We start from the raw sequence: 21,890 nt of genomic DNA on the forward strand, positions 1-21,890 counted from the left end.
GGCAAGGCTCTTAATCTCTAACTTTAATCAATAATCATGCGGTGCGCAGCGCGCACCGGCGGCAAGCCGTCACCCCAGGAACAGCTTGTACGCCGGATTCGCACTCTCGTCCCAATGCGGATAACCGAGAGTCGTCAAAAACGCGCGGAACGCCTTCATTTCGTTTTTCGGCACCTGGATCCCGACCAGGATGCGGCCGTAATCGGCGCCGTGGTTGCGGTAGTGGAACAGGCTGATATTCCAGTTCGGCGCCATGCTCGACAGGAAGCGCGTCAGCGCGCCCGGCCGCTCGGGGAATTCGAAACGGTAGATCAATTCATTCTGCGCCAGCGCGCTCTTGCCGCCGACCAGGTGGCGGATGTGCAACTTGCCCAGCTCATCGTCGGTCAGGTCGAGCGTCCTGAAACCGTGCTTCTCGAAATTCTTCGCGATCTTGCCGGATTCATCGCGGTCGGCGATCTGGATGCCGACGAACACGTGCGCTTCCTTTTCATCGCTGATGCGGTAGTTGAACTCGGTGACGTTGCGCGGGCCGACCAGTTCGCAGAAACGCTTGAAGCTGCCGCGCTCTTCCGGGATCGTGACTGCGAACACCGCTTCGCGCGCCTCGCCGACTTCGGCCCGTTCGGCCACGAAGCGCAGGCGGTCGAAGTTCATGTTGGCGCCGCAGGCGATCGTCACCAGCGCTTCATTCTTGAGCGGCTTCTTGCCGGCCTTGGCGCCGCTGTTTTCCCGTTCCACATAGGCCTTGGCGCCGGCCACGGCCAGTGCGCCGGCCGGTTCCAGAATGCTGCGCGTGTCCTGGAACACGTCCTTGATGGCGGCGCACACCGCGTCGGTGTCGACCAGGATCACTTCGTCGACATACAGTTTGGCGAGGCGGAAGGTTTCTTCGCCGACCAGCTTGACCGCGGTACCGTCGCAGAACAGGCCGACATCGGCCAGTGCCACCCGGCGCCCGGCGTTCAGGCTGCGCGCCATGGCGTCGGAATCGGTGCTCTGCACGCCGATGATCTTGATCTCCGGGCGCACCGCCTTGACGTAGGCCGCGACGCCGGCGATCAGGCCGCCGCCACCGATCGCGACGAAAATCGCATGGATCGGGCCGGCGTGCTGGCGCAGGATTTCCATGCCGATTGTGCCTTGCCCGGCGATCACGTCGGGATCATCGAACGGGTGGACGAAGGTCAGCTTGTGCTTCTTTTCCAGCGTCAGCGCGTGCTCGTAGGCATCGGTAAACGAATCGCCGAACAACACGACCTCACCGCCGCGCGCCCTGACCGCGTCGATCTTGACCGGCGGTGTGGTGGTCGGCATCACGATCATGGCCTTGCAGCCGAGCTTGGCCGCCGACAGCGCGACGCCCTGCGCGTGGTTGCCGGCCGAGGCGCAGATCACGCCGCGCTTCAATTGGGCCGGCGTCAGGTGCGCCATCTTGTTGTAGGCGCCGCGCAGCTTGAAGCTGAACACGCTTTGCATGTCTTCGCGCTTGAAATAAATCTGGTTGCCGATGCGTTCTGACAGGGTCGGTGCCAGCTCCAGCGGCGTTTCAAAGGCAACGTCATAAACGCGTGCGGTCAGGATTTTTTTCAGGTAGTCGATGGTCATGGGTGGGCGCGTCAGGATTGATCGGTCGTGGCTCGCGGCCGTCAGGACGGCGAGCCGGGGCTGCAAACGCACGGCTTGTGGCCGCTATGGTGCGTCTGTGGTGCGTCTATGGTGCTTCTGTGCGGTGCGATTGGCGCGCGGATCTGCGCGGCGTCCCGGCATGCTGGCGCCGGAATGTGGATTGTAGAGCACGAATTGCTCAACATTATAATGGACGTTTTTCCACCAGCCCATCCGCCAGAATGATCGAATCCGCAATCCTGTGGCTGTTGGCGTTATTGGCGTTGCCGCAAGTCGGCCTGTCTGCCGTGTTCCTGGTCAGTTTCGTCGCGGCGACGCTGGTGCCGATGGGTTCGGAGCCAACCGTGTTTGCAGTAATCAAGGCCAACGATGCGCTGTTCTGGTCCGCGATTGCGGTGGCGACCGCCGGCAATACATTGGGCGGCGCGCTCAATTACTGGATCGGCTACGGCGCCAGCAAGCCCTTCAGCCGGGAGCGCGCCAGTCGCTGGTTTCGCTGGATCGAACAGTACGGCGCGAAGAGGATGCTGCTGGCGTGGCTGCCGGCCATCGGTGACCCGATTTGTACGCTGAGCGGCTGGTTGCGGCTGCCGTTCTGGTCCAGTGTGGCCTATATGGCGATCGGGAAATTCGCGCGCTATGTGACGGTCACCTGGCTCTTGCTACGTGTACCGGATGGGTTCTGGCAGCGCATCGCGCATTGGTTGGGCTGAAAATCGCGTCTCTTGTCAAAAGCATACTGGCCCTGTATTTTTTGATGCCGGCGATTTACGGGCGGTATCCGCCATATTTTTGAACATACTCCTCGTGATTGATTTTTTTCGGGCGCTGCCGAGGCGGTCGTGGCGCGCTAAAATCTGCGTTGCCAGATTCTGAAGATACTGGCCCAGGCAGCCTCGGTGATCGCAAATAAAGCATGGCAAATTGTGATACGCCAACAATTTATTGTCATATCGACAAACTTGGCGATCGCGGTGACGCCTTGTTGCCCTGGCCAGCCGCGCGTCGCCCGCATGTCACCCACTCTTCGAGCGCCGCATGCTGCGACGCAATACGCTAGAATGGTCTATTAGGGTCCACGTCAGTCCAGTCAGTCCACACTCAGCCAATGAACGCGCCAGCAAAAATCCTAGCCTTAAATCCCGACACTCCGTCAGACGCCCCGCACAGCGCAGTACCGGCACGCTTGCGCGAAATTCCGTACAACTACACTTCGTTTTCCGATCGTGAAATCGTGATCCGGCTGCTCGGCGAGGAGGCGTGGCGCCTGCTCGACACCTTGCGCAGCGCGCGCCAGACCGGCCGTTCGGCACGCATGCTGTACGAGGTGCTGGGCGACATCTGGGTGGTGCAGCGCAATCCGTACCTGCAGGACGACATGCTGGACAACCCGAAGCGGCGCCAGGCCCTGATCGATGCGCTCAATCACCGCTTGGGCGAGGTCGACAAGCGGCGCGACAGCGGTGACCTGGATGCACTCGACACAGACGCCCGCACCCGCAGCGCCAGCGTCGCCAGCCTGCTGCAGGCGGCGCGCAAGGCGGTAGCCGATTTTGCCGAAGAGTTCCGCCAGACCTACGACCTGCGCAAACGCGCGACCAAGGTACTCGGTCGCTATACCGAAAAAGACAATATCAAGTTCGATGGCCTGTCGCGCGTGTCGCATGTGACCGACGCCACCGACTGGCGCGTCGAATATCCGTTCGTGGTGCTGACACCGGATACCGAAGACGAGATGGCCGGCCTGGTCAAGGCCTGTATCGAGCTCGGCCTGACCATCATCCCACGTGGCGGCGGCACCGGCTACACCGGCGGCGCGATTCCGCTGACGCCCTTATCGGCGGTCATCAATACCGAAAAACTGGAAGCGCTCGGTGAAGTCGAAATGACCATGCTGCCGGGCGTGGATCGTGAATACGCGACCATCTACTCGGGCGCCGGCGTCGTCACCAAGCGCGTCTCGGATGCGGCGGAAAAAGCCGGTTTCGTGTTCGCGGTCGACCCGACCTCGGCCGAGGCGTCCTGCATCGGCGGTAACGTCGCGATGAACGCCGGCGGCAAGAAGGCCGTGCTGTGGGGCACCGCGCTCGACAACCTGGCGTCGTGGCGGATGGTCGACCCGAATGGCGACTGGCTGGATGTGACCCGGATCGACCACAACCTCGGCAAGATCCACGACGCGCCGCTCGCCAAGTTCAAGCTCGAATGGACCCATCCGGCCGACAAGGGCAACGGTAGGGGCAAGAGCGACGCACCGTTCAAGACCGAGATTCTGGAAATCGCAGGCAAGGTGTTCCGCAAGGAAGGCCTGGGCAAGGACGTCACCGATAAATTCCTGGCCGGTTTGCCGGGCATCCAGAAGGAAGGCTGCGACGGCCTGATCACGTCGGCGCGCTGGATTCTGCACAAGATGCCCAAATTCACGCGCACCGTCTGCCTCGAATTTTTCGGCCAGGCGCGCGATGCGATCCCGTCGATCGTCGAAATCAAGGATTACCTGGACGGTCTGCCGCAGAGCGGTGGCGCTGAATACGCGACGATCAAGCTGGCCGGACTGGAACACCTGGACGAGCGTTACCTGCGCGCGGTCGGTTATGCGACCAAATCGAAACGCGGCGTGCTGCCCAAGATGGCGCTGTTCGGCGACATCGTCGGCGACGATGAAAACGCGGTGGCGCAAGCGGCCTCGGAAGTGGTGCGCATCGCCAACACCCGCGTCGGCGAAGGCTTCGTCGCGGTATCGCCGGACGCACGCAAGAAATTCTGGCTCGACCGCGCCCGCACCGCCGCCATCTCGAAGCACACCAATGCCTTCAAGATCAACGAGGACGTGGTGATCCCGCTCGACCGCATGGGTGAATATACCGACGGCATCGAACGCATCAATATCGAGCTGTCGGTGCGCAACAAGCTGCAACTGGTCGATGAACTGCGCGCGTTTTTCGCGGCCGGCAATCTGCCGCTCGGCAAGAGCGAGGACGCCGAAGGCGAAGACATTCCGGCCGCCGCGATGCTGGAAGATCGCGTGGCGCAGGCGCTGCAACTGCTCGACGAGGTCAAGGCGCGCTGGGCGTACCTGCTGGCCGAACTCGACCAGCCCTTGGTCGCTGCCAAGGCCGAACTGGCGCGCCTGGGCCTGGACAAGCTGTTGCCCGTGTTCGACGATCGCTTGGGCAAGCAGCCGCAGGCGAGCCTGTTCGACGTGGTGCAGGACCGCACCGTGCGGGTGTCGTGGAAACAGGAAATCCGCGCCCAGCTGCGCCAGATCTTCAACGGCGGCGCCTTCAAGCTGATTCTCGACGAATGCAGCGCGATCCATAAGCGCGTGCTGCGCGGGCGCGTGTTCGTCGCGCTGCACATGCACGCCGGCGACGGCAACGTGCACACCAATATCCCGGTCAACTCCGATCATTACGAGATGCTGCAGGTTGCGCACGCCGCGGTGGCGCGCATCATGGCGCTGGCGCGCTCGCTGAACGGCGTCATTTCGGGCGAGCACGGCATCGGCATCACCAAGATCGAATACCTGACGTCGGACGAGATGGACCCGTTCCGCGACTACAAGATGCGGATCGACCCGGAAGGGCGCTTCAACAAGGGCAAGCTGCTGGCCGGCGCCGACCTGCGCAATGCCTACACGCCTTCGTTCGGCCTGATGGGGCACGAATCGCTGATCATGCAGCAAAGCGATATCGGCGCGATCGCCAACAGCGTCAAGGACTGCCTGCGCTGCGGCAAGTGCAAACCGGTCTGTGCGACCCATGTGCCGCGCGCCAATCTGCTGTACTCGCCGCGCAACAAGATCCTCGCGACCTCGTTGCTGGTCGAGGCGTTTTTGTATGAAGAGCAGACCCGCCGCGGCATCTCGATCAAGCACTGGGAAGAGTTCGAGGATGTGGCCGACCATTGCACCGTCTGCCACAAGTGCGTGACGCCATGCCCGGTCGATATCGACTTCGGCGACGTCTCGATGAACATGCGCAACCTGCTGCGCAAGCTCGATAAGAAATCGTTCAATCCCGGCACCGCGGCGTCGATGTTCTTCCTGAATGCGACCGATCCGGCCACCATCAATGCCACCCGTCAGGTGATGATCGGCTGGGGCTACAAGGCGCAGCGCCTGGGCCACGACTTGCTGAAAAAGTTTGCCAAGAAACAGACCAAGGCACCCCCTTCGACCGTCGGCAAGGCGCCGATCAAGGAGCAGGTGATCCACTTCATCAACAAGAAGATGCCGGGCAATCTGCCGAAGAAAACCGCGCGCGCCTTGCTCGATATCGAGGACGACTCGATCGTGCCGATCATCCGCGATCCGCATTCGACCACGGCCGATACCGAGGCGGTGTTCTACTTCCCCGGTTGCGGCTCCGAGCGCCTGTTTTCGCAGGTCGGCCTGGCGACGCAGGCGATGCTGTGGCAAGTCGGTGTGCAAACCGTGCTGCCGCCCGGCTATCTGTGCTGCGGTTATCCGCAGCGCGGCGCCGGCCAGTTCGACAAGGCCGAGAAGATGATGACCGACAACCGGGTGCTGTTCCACCGGGTCGCCAACACCTTGAACTACCTCGACATCAAGACCGTCGTGGTGTCTTGCGGCACTTGCTACGACCAGCTCGCAACCTACGAATTCGACAAGATTTTCCCCGGTTGCCGGATCATCGACATCCACGAATATCTGCTTGAAAAAGGTGTCAAGCTGGAAGGCGTCAACGGCACCCGCTACATGTACCACGAGCCCTGCCACAATCCGATGAAGCTGCAGGATTCGGGCAAGACTATCAACGCGTTGATCACGACGGTCGATAACGTCAAGATCGAAAAGAACGAGCGTTGCTGCGGCGAATCCGGCACACTGGCCATCACGCGGCCCGACATTTCGACCCAGGTGCGCTTCCGCAAGGAAGAAGAGATGCTCAAGGGCGCAGACAAGCTGCGCGCCGACGGCTTCGACGGCGACGTCAAGATTCTGACCAGCTGCCCGTCCTGCCTGCAGGGTTTGTCACGCTACAATGATGATTCGGGCACCCAGGCCGATTACATCGTGGTCGAGATGGCCAAGCATCTGCTGGGGCCGAACTGGCTGCCGGAATATGTAGCCAAGGCGAATAACGGTGGTATTGAGCGGGTGTTGGTGTAGGCGAAACAGGTTTAACCACCGGCCATTGGCAACACATGGTGGTTGGTCAGCTTGATCGGCTCCTTCCCCCTGTGAGGGGGAAGGGCGTAGCAGGGAATTCGGGCAGCATGTTGCCCGCCTGCGGAGCGGTATCCGCTTACAAGCGGATACGCGCCCTGCAAGGGGGGATGGGGGTGGGCTGGTCGATCAGCGACGTGCATCGTTCATCGACCGCACTACCCCCTCCCTAACCCTCCCCCTGCAAGGGGGAGGGGATTGACCGTCGCGGCTTGACCTTTACCAACTCGAAAACGGGATCGGCTCCTTCCCGATTGAATCAATAACCAGACTTCAGACGCACAACGATGACCAATCAGATTACCTGCGAATTGTGTACCGAACTCGGCGCCGAGATCATCTATCAGGGCAAGGAATGGCATGTCGTGATGGTCGACGATGTGCATTATCCCGGCTTCTGCCGCGTGATCTGGAACGATCACGTCAAGGAAATGACCGACCTGACGCCAGCCCAGCGCAACAGCCTGATGGACGCCGTATGGCAGGTGGAACAGGCGGTGCGTGAGGTGATGCAACCGGCCAAGATCAATCTGGCGACGCTCGGCAACAAGGTGCCACATCTGCATTGGCACGTCATTCCGCGCTTCAGCGACGACGCGCATTTCCCGCTGCCGATTTGGGCCGAACCGAAACGGCTGGCAACGCCGGCCATGCTGGCGTCGCGCCAGGCGCTGCTGCCGGCATTGCGCAAGAACATCGCGCAACGTTTTGCGGCCTGAACCGACAATCACCGAGCAACTTTCAGGAACAATCAACATGGCCGGATCGAAACAGACACCGCCGGGGCCGAGCCCCACCGAACTGACGGTGCGCAAGCAGTCGCGCGTGCTGGAAATCGGTTTCGATGACGGCGCTGCCTTCTCGTTGCCGTTCGAGTTGCTGCGCGTATATTCGCCATCGGCCGAAGTGCGCGGCCACGGGCCCGGCCAGGAAACGTTGCAGACCGGCATGCGTGAGGTCGAATTGGCGGCGCTGGAACCAGTCGGCAACTACGCGGTGCAACCGCAATTTTCCGACGGCCATAATACCGGCATCTACTCATGGGATTATCTGTACTGGCTGGGCGCCAATCAGACCCAACTGTGGCAGGACTATCTGCAGCGCCTGCAGGCAGCAGGTTTCAGTGGAGAAAGTGGACGCGACGCGCCGATGGTTACGGCAGCGGCGGGTGGCGGCCATGCCTGCGGTCATCAGCACTAAGGCGCGCGCTCCGCGCCACGACAGGCCCGCGCCGGTTCCTGGATCGACATGATGGGCACTTGTAACTTGTATAATGGGATCTGATCCACGCGAGGCTGCCAGCATGTCCAACACTACCCATTTCGGTTATAAAACCGTCGCTGAAGACGACAAGGTGCACAAGGTCGCCGAAGTCTTCCATTCCGTCGCCGCCAAATACGATGTGATGAACGATGTGATGTCGGTCGGCCTGCACCGGTTGTGGAAGATTTTCGCGATCGCGCAAGCGGCGGTGCGCCCCGGATTCAAGGTGCTCGATATCGCCGGCGGTACCGGCGATCTGGCCAAGGTATTTGCCAGGCAGGCCGGGCCCAGCGGGCAGGTCTGGCTGACCGATATCAATGAATCGATGCTGCGCGTCGGCCGCGACCGGCTATTGAACAAGGGCCTGACGACCCCCATTTCCTTATGCGACGCCGAACACCTGCCGTTTCCGAATAATTATTTCGACCGGGTCAGCGTCGCCTTCGGTCTGCGCAACATGACACACAAGGATGGGGCGCTAGCCGAGATGCTGCGTGTGCTGAAACCCGGCGGAAAACTGCTGGTGCTGGAATTTTCCAAAGTATGGGAACCGTTGAGAAAGCCGTATGACGTGTATTCGTTCTCGGTGCTGCCGTGGATGGGGCAACAGATAGCGAATGATGCCGACAGCTATCGCTACCTGGCCGAATCGATCCGCATGCATCCGGATCAGGAAACGCTGAAGAAAATGATGCAGGATGTCGGTTTCGAGCGCGTCGAGTACTTCAATCTGACTGCCGGTGTCGCAGCGTTGCACACCGGTATCAAACTTTAGGAATGTTGATGAAAAAATTATTTATTGCCGTGATGATTGCCGCGACCTCGCTGTCGCTGATGGTCGGTGATGCAGCTGCCCGTCGCCTCGGTGGCGGCAGCTCCATCGGGCGCCAGTCGCAAACCGTCAGCCGTCAGGCTACGGCGCCAGCCCCGACCCAGACTTCGAAGACCGCGGCACCTGCCGCCGCACCTTCGGCCGCACCTGCAACGGCAGCTGCAACGGCGCCGGTCGCGCCGAAACCGGCCAGCGCCTGGAAGGGAATGCTGGGCGGCGCCTTGCTCGGTCTCGGCGCCGGCGCGCTGCTGTCGCATTTCGGCATGGGCGGCGCGATGGGCGGCATGCTCGGATCGTTGTTGATGATCGCCTTGCTGGGTGTTGCCGCAATGTTCGTGGTGCGCATGTTCCGCAACAAGGCTAGTGCTGCCAGCCCGATGGCACCGGCTTTCGGCGGTGAAGGATATGCACCGTTCAGTACGCCGGAAATCGGCTCACGCATCGAGCCGCCAGTGCAGCCGAGCGCGTTGCAGGCGATCCCGTCGCAGGCGACCCCATCTCTGGCGACCCCATCCGCTGCCGCCGCCGCGACAGCCGTGACCACCGCCGCCGCGCCGTGGGGCGTGCCGGCAGATTTCGACACCGCAGGTTTCCTGCGCACCGCCAAAACATATTTCATCCGGCTTCAGGCGGCCTGGGACAAGGCCGATAACAATGACATCCGCGAATTCACGACGCCCGAGATGTATGCCGAACTGAAGCTGCAGGTGCAGGAGCGCGGCGCGACCCCCAACAATACCGACGTGGTGTCGCTCAATGCCGACCTGCTCGGGCTGGAAACTGTGGGCAGCGACCACCTGGCCAGCGTCAAATTTAGCGGGATGATCAAGGAATCGGCAGAGGCAGCGGCCGAACCGTTTGCCGAAGTCTGGAACCTGACGAAGCCGATGTCCGGGCAGGGCGGCTGGCTGCTGGCGGGTATCCAGCAACTGTCCTGACCGGTCGGCCGAACTCGCCGGCACTCACAGACACGCGCCAGACCCAGCGCGCAAGCTGGTAAACTCGAAGCCGCTCGTGCAGTCACGGGCGGTTTTTCTTTGGTCCTGATCCCTGTCCCTATCCCTGTCAATGCTGCCATCCATACTGTTCGCCGGGCTCCATGCCGCCATCAATCATTTGCTGGCCCAGGAAGACTGGGCGCGCGTGAAACTCGTACAGCACGCCGGCAAACTCGCTTGCGTGGACGCCGGCCTGTTCGCCGTCAGGCTGAAGGTCGGGGCCGACGGCATGCTGGAAACCGCTACCGGCGATGAGCCGGCGCAGGTGACGATACGGGTCAAGCTGTCGGACCTGCCGCTGATCCTGCACGATCGCGAACATGCGTTTTCGTATGTGAAGATCGAAGGCGACGCCGATTTCGCGAATACGATTTCGCAGCTGAGTCAGTCCATGCGCTGGGACGCGGAGCACGATCTGAGCAAAGTGGTCGGCGATATCGCCGCCACCCGCATCGTGTCTGGTGCGAAGGAGATGGCCAGCAGTGCCCGCATGGCGCAACAAAAACTGGCGGAGAATATCGCCGAGTATTTTCTGGAAGAAAACCCGATGTTGCTGCGGCCCCAGACGGTCGAGGATTTCGCGGCCGAGGTCGGCAAGACGCGTGATGATGTGGAGCGGCTGGCAAAGCGCATCGAGAAACTGGAAAGAGTCTGATGTTGTTCAAATTCCTGAGGCTGTTCAAGATTGCGCGGGTCGCGATTCGTTACGGACTGGACGAAATCGCGATCTCCGGCTTCGACGTGCCGCGCACCGCGAAGCTGATCGAGACCCTGATCTTCTGGCGCGACATTTCGGCGCCGCGCGGCGTGCGTCTGCGGCAGGCGCTGGAAGATCTCGGCCCGATCTTCGTCAAGTTCGGACAGGTGCTGTCGACCCGTCGCGACCTGATGCCGGCCGATATCGCCGATGAGCTGGCCCTGTTGCAGGATCGCGTGCCGCCGTTTGATTCCGATCTCGCGATTGCCCAAATTACGAAATCGCTGGGCGACCATCCGGCAGAGCTGTTTGCCAGTTTCGAGCGGATTCCCGTGGCGTCGGCCTCGATCGCGCAAGTCCATTTCGCCGTCCTGAAAGACGGTCGCGATGTCGCGGTCAAGGTCCTGCGCCCCGGCATGAAAAAATCGATCGACGAGGACGTCGAGCTGATGCACATCGCCGCGCAGTGGGTGGAACGGCTGTGGGCCGACGGCAAACGCCTGAAGCCAAGAGAAGTGGTCGCCGAGTTTGACAAATACCTGCATGACGAACTGGACCTGATGCGCGAGGCGGCCAACGCCAGCCAGTTGCGCCGCAACTTTGCCGATTCCGATCTGCTGGCGGTGCCGGAAATGTTCTGGGATTATTGTTCCAGCAGCGTGATCGTGATGGAGCGCATGCACGGCATCCCGGTATCGCAAACCGAGCGCCTGATCGAGGCCGGCATCGACATGAAAAAATTGTCGCGCGACGGCGTGGAAATCTTCTTCACGCAGGTGTTTCGCGACGGCTTTTTTCATGCCGACATGCATCCCGGCAACATCCTGGTGTCGACCGACCCGGCCACGTTCGGCCGCTATATCGCGCTCGACTTCGGCATCGTCGGCACCCTGACCGACTTCGACAAGGATTACCTGTCGCAGAATTTTCTGGCGTTTTTCCGGCGCGACTACAAACGGGTTGCCGAGGCGCACATCGAATCGGGCTGGGCGCCGAAGAATACCCGGGTCGATGAGCTGGAATCGGCGGTGCGCGCCTGCTGCGAACCGATTTTCGACCGGCCCTTGAAAGACATCTCGTTCGGCCAGATTCTGCTGCGGCTGTTCCAGACCTCGCGCCGCTTCAACGTCGAAGTGCAGCCGCAACTGGTGCTGCTGCAAAAGACCCTGCTCAATATCGAGGGATTGGGGCGCCAGCTCGACCCCGAGCTCGATCTATGGAAGACCGCCAAGCCCTATCTGGAGCGCTGGATGACGCAGCAGATCGGCTGGCGCGGCATGCTGGAGCGGCTCAAGACGGAGGCGCCGGGCTATGCCCATATCCTGCCGCAATTGCCGCGACTGCTGCATCAGGCGTTGAAAGTGACGGTCGAGCCGCAGCAGCGCGATGCCGAATTGCTGAAGCATCTGATCGCCGAGCAGAAGCGCACCAATTTGCTGCTTGGCTTCGCGGTGTATGTCGGCGGCGGCTTGCTGGCCGGCGTGCTGATCACGCAGATCGTCGTGCGCTGGCATTACCTGTTCTGAGCCGCATACGGATTGAACGCCCCAGCAGCATGAAAAACTTCGATACACGTGACTCCAGCACGCCCGATTTCTGGAGTGAACGATTCCAGCAGCGGTTTACGCCCTGGGACAAGGGCGGTGTGCCGCTCGCGCTCAAGCAATTTGTGGCGACAGCCAGTCCGGTCAGCATCCTGATCCCCGGTTGCGGCAGCGGTTATGAAGTGGCCTTCCTGGGCGAGCAGGGCTGGGATGTCACCGCGATCGATTTTTCACCGGCTGCCGTAGCGGCGGCGCAGGCGGTGCTCGGCCCTTGGGCACAGCGCGTGCTGCAGGCGGATTTTTTCAGTTTCACACCGAGCTCGCCGCTGCACTGCATCTACGAGCGTGCCTTCCTGTGTGCGTTGCCGCGCCGGATGTGGCCGGCGGTCGCCGCACGCTGGGCAGAATTGCTACCGGTGGGCGGCTTGTTGATCGGTTTCTTCTTTCTCGATCCGGCGGTCGATGCAGCGCATCCGACCGGGCCGCCGTTCGCGCTCACGCAGTTGGAGCTCGATGCCTTGCTGGCGCCGAGCTTCGAGCGGGTTGCCGATGACGCGGTGACCGATTCGATCCCGGTGTTTGCCGGCAAGGAGCGCTGGCAGATCTGGCGCCGCAAACCCTGACCCAAGCGTCCCCGGCCGGCAGGGCGATTGCATGAAGAACCGCATGAACATTGGCGCTGCCGGGTTGAGTTCCCTCCTCTCCTTCGACAAGCTCAGGACATGCTTGCAGGGGGGAGGGTTAGGGGCGAAGCAGGGAATTCAGGAGGCATGCCTCCTGCCTGCATAGCGGTATCCGCCTGCAAGCGGATATGCGCACTGCAAGTGGGGGGTGCGGTCGATGAATGATGCATGTTGCCGATCGACCGTCCTACCCCCATCCCAACCTTCCCCCTGCAAGGGGGAAGGGGCGAGAAGCCTTAGCCTGCAACGATCTTCGTGCGATTGCCCTGCCCCGGCCGGCCTCCAATCCCGTAGAAGCTCGAAAAAACCTTTATAATTCAGGGTTTTGAATGATTTTCGCGGAGTTTTTCGATGCCAATTTACGCTTACCGCTGTGATGCGTGTGGTTTTGCCAAGGATGTGTTGCAGAAGATGTCCGATGCGCCGTTGACCGACTGTCTGTCGTGCGGCAAACCGGCGTTCAAAAAACAAGTCACCGCAGCGGGCTTTCAGTTGAAGGGTTCCGGCTGGTATGTCACGGATTTCCGCGGCGGTTCGGGCGGTACTTCGGCGCCTGCTGCCAGTCCGGCGGCAGAATCGGGTGCCGCTGCCAGCACACCGGCCCCTGCCACTGCGTCAGCGGCGCCGGCCACATCAGACAAGCCGGCCAGCAGCGGTACCAGCGGTACCAGCGGTACCAGCGGTCCCAGCGGTCCCAGCGGTCCCAGCGGTACTACTGCTGCTGCCTGATCGCGTCCAGGCCGCTTTAACGCCGACATTGAATCACAATCACCCTGGACGCCATGCGTAAATATTTCATCACCGGATTGCTGATTCTGGTCCCGCTCGCGATCACGCTGTGGGTCCTGAACCTGATCATCGGCACCATGGATCAGTCGCTGCTGCTGTTGCCCGAGCGTTGGCGTCCGGAACACCTGATCGGTTTCCACATTCCTGGGCTGGGCACGATCCTGACGCTCTTGATCATCTTCTTCACCGGGCTGCTGGCCCAGAATTTCATTGGCAACTATGTGGTCGGAATATGGGAAGCGCTGCTCAGGCGCATCCCGGTGGTGAACTCGATCTATTCCAGTGTCAAGCAGGTGTCCGACACACTGTTTTCTTCGTCCGGCAATGCCTTCCGCAAGGCGCTGCTGGTGCAATATCCGCGTCAGGGATCATGGACCATCGCGTTCCTGACCGGCACCCCGGGTGGCGATGTCAAGAATCACCTGCAGGGCGATTTCGTCAGCGTGTACGTGCCAACTACGCCGAATCCGACCTCCGGATTCTTCCTGATGATGCCGCGTGAAGACGTGATCGAACTCGACATGAATGTCGATGAAGCGCTGAAATATATTGTATCGATGGGTGTGGTGGCGCCGGGTCAGGCGGTCGCCGCACCTGTTAAAAACTAAAATTAAAATCAAGATTACAACCGAATCACTTTTTGAATCCAGACTGGTAAATCTATGTCCATGCGTACCCACTACTGCGGCCTCACCACTGAGGCGCTACTTGGTCAAACCGTCAGCCTGTGCGGCTGGGTGCATCGCCGGCGCGATCACGGCGGTGTCATTTTCATCGACCTGCGCGACCGCGAAGGCCTGGTGCAGGTTGTCTGCAACCCGGAGCAGGCCGAGGTATTCAAGACTGCCGAGCATGTGCGCAACGAGTTCTGCCTGCGCGTTACCGGTGTCGTCAGCAACCGTCTGGAAGGCACCGTCAATACCAACCTGAAGTCCGGCAAGGTCGAAGTCGTCTGCAGCCAGCTCGAAGTGCTGAATCCGTCGGTCACGCCACCGTTCCAGATGGACGACGACAACTTGTCCGAGACGACGCGCCTGACGCATCGCGTGCTCGACCTGCGCCGCCCGCAGATGCAGAACAATCTGCGCCTGCGCTACAAGGTGACGATGGAAGTGCGCAAGTTTCTCGACGCCAACGGCTTTATCGACATCGAGACACCGATGCTGACCAAGTCGACCCCGGAAGGTGCGCGCGACTATCTGGTGCCGTCGCGCGTCAACGCCGGCCACTTCTTCGCGCTGCCGCAGTCGCCGCAGCTGTTCAAGCAGCTGCTGATGGTCGCCAACTTCGACCGTTATTACCAGATCACCAAATGCTTCCGCGATGAAGATCTGCGCGCCGACCGCCAGCCGGAATTCACCCAGATCGACTGCGAAACCTCGTTCATGAACGAACAGGAAATCCGCGACATATTCGAAAACATGATCCGCCTGGTGTTCAAGAACACGCTCGACATCGACCTGCCGAACCCGTTCCCGGTGATGGACTACGTGCAGGCAATGGGCATGTACGGTTCCGACAAGCCCGACATGCGCGTCAAGCTCGAATTCACCGACCTGACCGCAGTGATGAAGGATGTCGACTTCAAGGTGTTCAGTGGCGCCGCCAACATGGTCGGCGGCCGCGTGGTCGGCCTGCGCATCCCTGGCGGTGGCGCGATGCCGCGCTCCGAGATCGACGCCTACACCCAGTTCGTCGCGATCTACGGCGCCAAGGGCCTGGCCTACATCAAGGTCAACGAAAACAACAAGGGCCGTGAAGGCCTGCAATCGCCGATCGTGAAAAACCTGCACGACGCGGCGCTGGCCCAGATCATTGCGCTGACCGGCGCCCAGGACGGCGACCTGATCTTCTTCGGCGCCGACAAGGCCAAGGTTGTCAACGACGCGATCGGCGCGCTGCGCGTGAAGATCGGTCATTCCGACTTCGGCCGGAAAGTCGGCCTGTTCGACGACGCCTGGCGCCCGCTGTGGGTGATCGACTTCCCGATGTTTGAATATGACGACGACAATGATCGTTGGACGGCGACCCATCATCCGTTCACCGCGCCGAAGGACGGCCACGAAGACTACATGGAAACCGATCCGGGCCGCTGCATTTCCAAGGCCTACGACATGGTGCTGAACGGCTGGGAACTGGGCGGCGGCTCGGTGCGTATCCACCGCGCCGAGGTGCAGAGCAAGGTGTTCCGTGCGCTCAAGATCGAGGCCGAGGAAGCGCAGCTCAAGTTCGGCTTCCTGCTCGACGCGCTGCAATACGGCGCGCCGCCGCACGGTGGTCTGGCATTCGGTCTCGACCGGATCGTCACCATGATGACCGGCGCCGAGTCGATCCGCGACGTGATCGCGTTCCCGAAAACCCAGCGCGCACAATGCCTGCTGACCCAGGCGCCGTCGGTAGTGGATGAGAAGCAATTGCGCGAGTTGCACATCCGTCTGCGCGCAGTGGAACCGGCCGTGAAGGCCTGAGCCCCTCGCTTTGCGGCATAATCAAAGGCGCGGATTTCCGCGCCTTTTTTTTATTCTTGCCGCAGTCACACAGCAGCCATGATCAAGCCTTACAAAATCCCCGAATCCGTCCTCGTCGTCATCCACACTTTTGACCTCGACGTGTTGCTGATCGAGCGCGCCGACAAGCCTGGCTATTGGCAGTCGGTGACCGGCTCGAAGGACCGCCCGGACGAGCCGCTGCGCGAGACGGCGGTGCGCGAGGTGTTTGAAGAGACCGGCATTGTGGTCGGCGCCGATACGCAGCACGCGGTCGCAGCGGACCAGCTGCGCGACTGGCGCCTGTCGAACGTCTATGAAATCTACCCGGTCTGGCGCCACCGCTACGCGCCCGGCGTGATCCACAATACCGAGCATGTATTCGGCCTGCTGGTGCCGCGCGACATTGCGATCACGCTGGCGCCGCTCGAGCATCTGCATTACATGTGGTTGCCGCATCGCGCAGCCGCCGATAAATGCTTTTCGGCATCGAACGCGGAGGCGATTCTGCAACTGCCGCGCCAGACCGGGCTGGGTTACCAGTCGTAATTATGTTTCATTAATAAAAGAAATCCGTTTCAATTCCTGATTATGAGCATTCATCCTCAAACCGACTGGCGCACAGTCTTATCTGACAGCACCTTGCTTGCACTGGCCGGTAACGCTGTATTCAGGCGCGGCCAGACGTACGCCTGCAGCGGTGCAATTAGCGCGGCAGAGTTGTCCTATCCTGATGCCAGCATCACGCTTAAAGCGCAGGTACGCGGCACGCGGGCCTATACCGTTGAATTGAGTGTCGCTGCGGATGAACAGTTAGAAGGTGACTGCGATTGCCCACATGCCGAAGACGGCAATTTTTGCAAGCATCAGGTGGCGGTGGCCATGCAGCTACGCCAGTTATTGGAGGGGGCGGAGCTAACCATTGATCCCGAGGCGCAAAAAAAAGTTGCTGCGGCGAGCAAACGTGCACAAACCCAAGCCAGCAAGCGCGACGCCTTGCTCAAATTTCTACAAGAGCAAACCGCACAGACTTTGGCAGAACGTCTATGGCAGATTGCCGAACATGATCGCTACATCATGGCTGACCTTAAAGCATGGTTTGCTTTAAGCGATGTCCGGCAAGATGGTAAATCACTCAAAACAGCGCTTTCCAATATTTTGAAGTCGCAAGGTTTTCTGGATTGGTATGCTTGCACGGCCTATGCACGGCGCGCCGAACAAATACTGCCGCTGCTGGAGAAAACGCTACAGAATGAACCGCTGTTAGCGCGTACTGGGTGCGAACATGCCTTGCGTTGCCTGTACAGGGTAGCGGAGCACGCAGACGATTCAAATGGGGAAATCGGCGGGGTGCTGGGTGCTGTCATGGACTTGTTGTTGCGCTCGCTCGAGGCTGTACCACCCACGGCCGCCTGGATAGAAAATTGGTTTGCACTGATGGACGCCGATCCATGGGGGCTGTGGAATGAAGCGGCGGTACTGGAAGCGGCAGGCCCTGCGCTGGTGCATGCCTATAGTGAAAAGGTGGCACAGGACTGGCAAAAATGGCAGGTAAGCCAGCCCAAGCAAGAAACTGGCAAGGCCACTGCCAGCCGAGAAGCTGCTTATTTTTCCTATGACTACGTGCGCAGCACATTGCGGCGGCGTTACATGCAAGATCTACAGCGCCAAGGAGACGTCTTGGCAGTCATTGCATTGATGCAGGATAGTGCGCGTGAGAACCATGAACATCTGGAATTGATCAAGTACTGCGAGGATCAAAACAAGATGCGCGAAGCCTTGCAATTTGCTCAGCAAGCCTACACCCGCTACCCAGATCATTTTGCTGTAGTGGATGCTCTGCTACGCTGCTATGACCGCGACGGCTGGGATAATGAAGCCTACGCGATACGCCGCAAGCAGTTGGAAAAATCTCCCACGGTAGCGAACTATCAAGCTGTCTTGAAGAATGCCAAAACAGCAGGATTGGATGTGGCGCTGGTGCGTGAAGGATTGTTTTTCTGGCAAATCCAGGAGGAGCAGCAAGCCTTAAAAAAACCAGCTTATCAACAGAGGCTGGCGCTTCCCAATAGCGACAACAAACGTGGTGGCAACGCCGGCCTGGTCGTGAGCGCCAGAGTAGGCTGGCTGTTGGCAGAAAATCGCGTTGAGGAAGCCTTGGCGCTGGTGCAAATCCCGAACCGCTGCGCACCGGAATTATTGCATGCCATTGCGAGCCGATTACCAAGTAGCGAGAATCAGCGCGCGGTGGTCTTGTTGCTACGCCTATTTGAGCACGCCATGCCCGGTGCTTCCACCCCCTACACGCAAGCACTCGATTTGATACGTGAAATCTTGCCGCGCATGCCGGATAGCGCACAATGGTTGAGCCAGCTACGCATGCAGTACAAGGCCAAAAGAAATTTCATTAAAGGCTTGGCGGAACTGTGATGCCGTTCAGTTAAGAGAATTAATATTCTGACATTGTTACGAAAGGCAATGCTGATTAAATCCACCGATTATGCGCAATGTGCAGATAGTAGAGCCCGTTGACAGACCCAAACCGGTCATTTTTGCGCGGCGCCGCCTGCCGAACCACGATATGTTGATTGCTAAGAAAGAATATACTGGGCCGTGTATATTTCAAGATCGCGTTAAAACAAGGAGGTTTCAGCAATTTTTTCCATATACTCCAGGTGACGACTTCGTCAGATCTACACAACGCGCCCCGCGCAGTGCTGGCGGTTTTGCCGTCACAGCGCTCGAACCGGGGTGCGACCAGACCCGCGAACGGCTCCGCCTATCGCGGCGCCGATACCGATAGCCGCAGCGGCGTGACGCAGCTTTCACTACAATCGAGTCTATGAAACTGCGTATCGCTACCTACAACATCCACAAGGGCATGTCCTCATTCGGCAGCCGTCCGCGCATCCATGCGCTGAAGCAGGCCATGACGTCGATGCATGCCGACGTATTGTTCTTGCAGGAGGTGCAGGGCCGCCACGACCTGCTGGCCGCGCGTCACACGACGCATTGGCCGGAGCAGGCGCAGCACGAATTCCTGGCCGGCGATTCGCATCATTCGGCGTACGGGATGAACGCGGTGTACGACCATGGGCACCACGGCAATGCGCTGCTCAGCTGCTTTCCGATCGCGACCGCCCGCAATCAGGACGTGTCTGACCATGCCTATGAGGCGCGCGGTATCCTGCATTGCGTGGTGCAGGTGGCGCAAGTCGAGGTGCATTGTTATGTCATACATCTCGGCTTGTTTGCCGGCAGCCGTAAACGTCAGACCGAAGCGTTGATCGACGCGGTCGGCGGTTCGGCACCGGCGGATGCGCCCTTGATCATCGCCGGCGATTTCAACGACTGGGGCAACCACCTGGGCGAATCGCTACGCTTGCAGCTGGGCGTGACTGAAGTGTTCGACGACACGCTGGCGCCGCGCAGCCTCTCTGGCTACCTGCGCCGGCTGAGCGGGCGCGGACCGGCCAAGATCAAGCCGGCGCGCACCTTCCCGGCGGCGTTGCCGTGTTTGCGGCTGGATCGCATTTATGTGCGCGGCTTCGCGGTAGAATCGGCGCAGGTGCTGCACGGCGCACTGTGGGCCAAACTGTCGGATCACGCGCCGATCGTCGCGACCCTGAAGTTGCGCTGACCGGGCCAGCTCGTCGGCCCGCACCATCCGCTACCCGTTCCTATTCAATCGAGGTGAATGTCGTTCTATGCGTTCGGTCAACTATATCGCCAAAAACAACCTGACCCTGCTGCATGGCGGCGCCGAATTCTTCCCGGCGCTGCTGGCCGCGATCGATGCCGCGACTTCCGAGATTTATCTTGAAACCTATATCTTTGCCACCGACGACATCGGCGGCGCGATCAAGTCGGCGTTAAAGCGCGCCGCGGAGCGCGGCGTCACGGTGCGGCTGATCACCGACTGGCACGGCACCGGCCGGCGCCGGGTCAACGCGCTGCGGCTCGATTGCCACGGTGGCGGCGTCCAGCATCGTTCCTTCAATCCATGGTTCCGGCGCGGCGTGGCGCGCTCGCATCGTAAGATCTGCGTGGTCGATCGCAGCGTCGCCTTCGTCGGCGGTCTGAATATCAACGATGATCTGCTTGACGATGCGACGGCGACCCCGCTGGCGGCGCCGCGCTGGGATTTCGCGGTGATGGTGAGCGGGCCGCTGGTCGATGTGATCCAGCGCGAGGTCGAGGCGCAGTGGGCGCGACTGGGCAAGCTCGATCTGGTATCGCGTATCGAGTTGTACAAGGAGTTGCGCGCGACCGCCAAAATCGCGTCGCGCGATCCGGCGCTGGCTGGCCTGGTGGTGCGCGACAACCTGCGCAATCGCCGCACCATCCAGCGCGCGTATCTGCAGGCGCTGGGCAACGCGCGCAAGAGCGTGCTGCTGGCCAATCCTTATTTCGCGCCCGGTCGCAAGTTGCGTAATGCGCTGGCATCGGCCGCCGCGCGCGGTGTCGACGTGACCTTGCTGATCGGGGTCGGCCAGTTCCCGCTACAGGATTCGGTGGCGCATTCGTTCTATCCGAAACTGCTGAAAAGCGGTGTCAAAGTGGTCGAATATCGCAAGACCCAGCTGCACGCGAAGATCGCGGTGGTGGACGACGTCTGGGCCACGGTCGGCTCCAGCAACTACGATGGCCTGAGCCTGTTCGTCAATCAGGAAGCCAACGTGGTGATCAAGGACGCGGCGTTTTCGAGAATTTTGCGCCAGAAAATCGAGCACGGCATCAGCGAAGGGATCCCGGTACGGCTGGAGGATTTTGCCAATATCCCGTGGTTCAAACGGGTCTGGTACGGCATCAGCTACCTGATTTACAAGAGCATCATGCGCGTGGTCACGCTGGGTGGCTATACCTAGTACAACATGGCGCAAGTCGGATCGCCTGATCGCGCCAGCGCAGCGGCGGCCGGCGCCAGTTCTGGATGCCGCGCTGTCAGTTCTCCAGTTTGGGGAGGGAAGCGATCAAATCTGCAAACCTCTGTCCCTGAATCAGGATGTGGTGGCGCAGCAGCTCGGCGGTCCGCTCGCCGTCGCCATCGAGAATCGCCTGCACCACGTCTTCATGCTCGCCGTAAGAAGTGCCGACCCGGTCGCGCACGCGCAGTTGTAGCCGGCGGTACAAGCGCAGGCGCCGATGCAGCTTGCTGGCCTGCTCTGCCAGGAAACTGTTGTGGCTGCCGGCATAGATCAGGCCGTGAAAAATTTCATTCTTGTAAAAATAGCCGTCAGGGTCGGCCGCATCGCGGGCCTCCTTGCAGGCCTGATGCGCGGCTAGCAGGGTCGCCTGTTCGGCCGGCGTCATCCTGCGCGCAGCCAGGCGTCCGCACATCGCTTCAAATTCCGCCATCACTTCAAACATTTCCACCAGCAGTTGCGGACCTATCCTGGTCACCAGCGCGCCGCGCCGCGGGCGCATTTCGACGACGCCCATGGAGGACAGTTGTATCAACGCCTCGCGTATCGGCGTGCGCGATACGTTGAATTGCGCCGCGAGCTCGGTCTCGTCCAGATGTTGCCCCGGCTGCAGCTGCCCGACGGCAATCATTTCCTCGATTTCTTCTCGCAGGGTTTCAGAACGATTTTTCATGTTTTGGCGCACCTATTTCGCTGATTACGCGTGGGTTGTTGATTGACAGGTAAGGTCATTTTACCACTTGCATATAATTTTATTGACATTGCATGCATATTATAAGATCTTGTATACATAAATAAAAAATGAGCATATCGAAAAGTAATGTTCGCAAACTTTCAGCCCCGTTTTTGCTGT

Annotated in this window: 18 protein-coding genes; 16 read left to right on the top strand and 2 right to left on the bottom strand. The window is 60.4% G+C overall.

What is annotated here, in order from left to right; all coding sequences use genetic code 11:
• Window positions 1-69 precede the first annotated feature (69 nt).
• Window positions 70-1,608 (bottom strand): threonine ammonia-lyase, biosynthetic, encoded by a 1,539-nt coding sequence (gene ilvA / locus ACFOFO_RS11370; protein ID WP_390322207.1) that lies wholly within the window; start codon window positions 1,606-1,608, stop codon window positions 70-72.
• Window positions 1,609-1,850: 242 nt separating this feature from the next.
• On the opposite strand from ilvA, the gene ACFOFO_RS11375 reads away from it, so the two are divergent.
• From ACFOFO_RS11375 to ACFOFO_RS11450, 16 genes are all read left to right on the top strand, one after another.
• The gene (locus tag ACFOFO_RS11375) at window positions 1,851-2,342 is read left to right on the top strand and encodes a YqaA family protein (RefSeq protein ID WP_390322208.1); all 492 of its coding nucleotides are present in this window, start codon (window positions 1,851-1,853) and stop codon (window positions 2,340-2,342) included.
• A 395-nt stretch (window positions 2,343-2,737) separates the two neighbouring features.
• The gene (locus tag ACFOFO_RS11380) at window positions 2,738-6,763 is read left to right on the top strand and encodes a DUF3683 domain-containing protein (protein WP_390331559.1); all 4,026 of its coding nucleotides are present in this window, start codon (window positions 2,738-2,740) and stop codon (window positions 6,761-6,763) included.
• A 344-nt stretch (window positions 6,764-7,107) separates the two neighbouring features.
• On the top strand, window positions 7,108-7,539 hold the full coding sequence (locus tag ACFOFO_RS11385) for an HIT family protein (RefSeq protein ID WP_390322209.1): 432 nt from the start codon (window positions 7,108-7,110) through the stop codon (window positions 7,537-7,539).
• Between the two features lie 37 nt (window positions 7,540-7,576).
• Window positions 7,577-8,020, top strand: coding sequence for a gamma-butyrobetaine hydroxylase family protein (locus ACFOFO_RS11390; RefSeq protein ID WP_390322210.1), 444 nt, complete (start codon window positions 7,577-7,579; stop codon window positions 8,018-8,020).
• A gap of 103 nt (window positions 8,021-8,123) precedes the next feature.
• On the top strand, window positions 8,124-8,858 hold the full coding sequence (ubiE, locus tag ACFOFO_RS11395) for a bifunctional demethylmenaquinone methyltransferase/2-methoxy-6-polyprenyl-1,4-benzoquinol methylase UbiE (protein WP_390322211.1): 735 nt from the start codon (window positions 8,124-8,126) through the stop codon (window positions 8,856-8,858).
• Window positions 8,859-8,866: 8 nt separating this feature from the next.
• Complete coding sequence (locus tag ACFOFO_RS11400; protein WP_390322212.1) at window positions 8,867-9,853, top strand: Tim44 domain-containing protein; 987 nt, start codon at window positions 8,867-8,869, stop codon at window positions 9,851-9,853.
• Between the two features lie 130 nt (window positions 9,854-9,983).
• Complete coding sequence (locus tag ACFOFO_RS11405; protein WP_390331560.1) at window positions 9,984-10,568, top strand: ubiquinone biosynthesis accessory factor UbiJ; 585 nt, start codon at window positions 9,984-9,986, stop codon at window positions 10,566-10,568.
• Window positions 10,568-12,136, top strand: a complete 1,569-nt coding sequence (ubiB, locus tag ACFOFO_RS11410; RefSeq protein WP_390322213.1) for a ubiquinone biosynthesis regulatory protein kinase UbiB — start codon at window positions 10,568-10,570, stop codon at window positions 12,134-12,136. The genes ACFOFO_RS11405 and ubiB overlap by 1 nt, the downstream gene beginning before the upstream one ends.
• Before the next feature lie 29 nt (window positions 12,137-12,165).
• On the top strand, window positions 12,166-12,777 hold the full coding sequence (locus ACFOFO_RS11415; RefSeq protein ID WP_390322215.1) for a methyltransferase domain-containing protein: 612 nt from the start codon (window positions 12,166-12,168) through the stop codon (window positions 12,775-12,777).
• 411 nt (window positions 12,778-13,188) lie between these two features.
• The gene (locus ACFOFO_RS11420; protein WP_390322216.1) at window positions 13,189-13,566 is read left to right on the top strand and encodes an FmdB family zinc ribbon protein; all 378 of its coding nucleotides are present in this window, start codon (window positions 13,189-13,191) and stop codon (window positions 13,564-13,566) included.
• Between the two features lie 53 nt (window positions 13,567-13,619).
• Window positions 13,620-14,234: a DUF502 domain-containing protein gene (locus tag ACFOFO_RS11425; protein WP_390322217.1), complete on the top strand. Its 615-nt coding sequence runs from the start codon at window positions 13,620-13,622 to the stop codon at window positions 14,232-14,234.
• Window positions 14,235-14,288: 54 nt separating this feature from the next.
• A complete protein-coding gene (gene aspS / locus ACFOFO_RS11430; protein ID WP_390322218.1) occupies window positions 14,289-16,094 on the top strand; it encodes an aspartate--tRNA ligase in 1,806 nt (601 codons plus the stop codon).
• A gap of 78 nt (window positions 16,095-16,172) precedes the next feature.
• Complete coding sequence (gene nudB, locus ACFOFO_RS11435; RefSeq protein WP_390322219.1) at window positions 16,173-16,661, top strand: dihydroneopterin triphosphate diphosphatase; 489 nt, start codon at window positions 16,173-16,175, stop codon at window positions 16,659-16,661.
• Between the two features lie 42 nt (window positions 16,662-16,703).
• Complete coding sequence (locus ACFOFO_RS11440; protein WP_390331561.1) at window positions 16,704-18,542, top strand: SWIM zinc finger family protein; 1,839 nt, start codon at window positions 16,704-16,706, stop codon at window positions 18,540-18,542.
• Window positions 18,543-18,954: 412 nt separating this feature from the next.
• Window positions 18,955-19,752, top strand: coding sequence for an endonuclease/exonuclease/phosphatase family protein (locus ACFOFO_RS11445; RefSeq protein ID WP_390322221.1), 798 nt, complete (start codon window positions 18,955-18,957; stop codon window positions 19,750-19,752).
• A gap of 67 nt (window positions 19,753-19,819) precedes the next feature.
• A complete protein-coding gene (locus ACFOFO_RS11450) occupies window positions 19,820-20,980 on the top strand; it encodes a phospholipase D-like domain-containing protein (RefSeq protein ID WP_390322222.1) in 1,161 nt (386 codons plus the stop codon).
• A gap of 76 nt (window positions 20,981-21,056) precedes the next feature.
• Here ACFOFO_RS11450 and ACFOFO_RS11455 read toward each other — a convergent pair whose 3' ends face one another.
• Window positions 21,057-21,710, bottom strand: coding sequence for a GntR family transcriptional regulator (locus tag ACFOFO_RS11455; RefSeq protein WP_390322224.1), 654 nt, complete (start codon window positions 21,708-21,710; stop codon window positions 21,057-21,059).
• Window positions 21,711-21,890: the final 180 nt, after the last annotated feature.

Origin of the sequence: Pseudundibacterium arcticum (genome assembly GCF_042646465.1) — a bacterium.
Lineage (GTDB): Bacteria > Pseudomonadota > Gammaproteobacteria > Burkholderiales > Burkholderiaceae_D > Undibacterium_A > Undibacterium_A arcticum.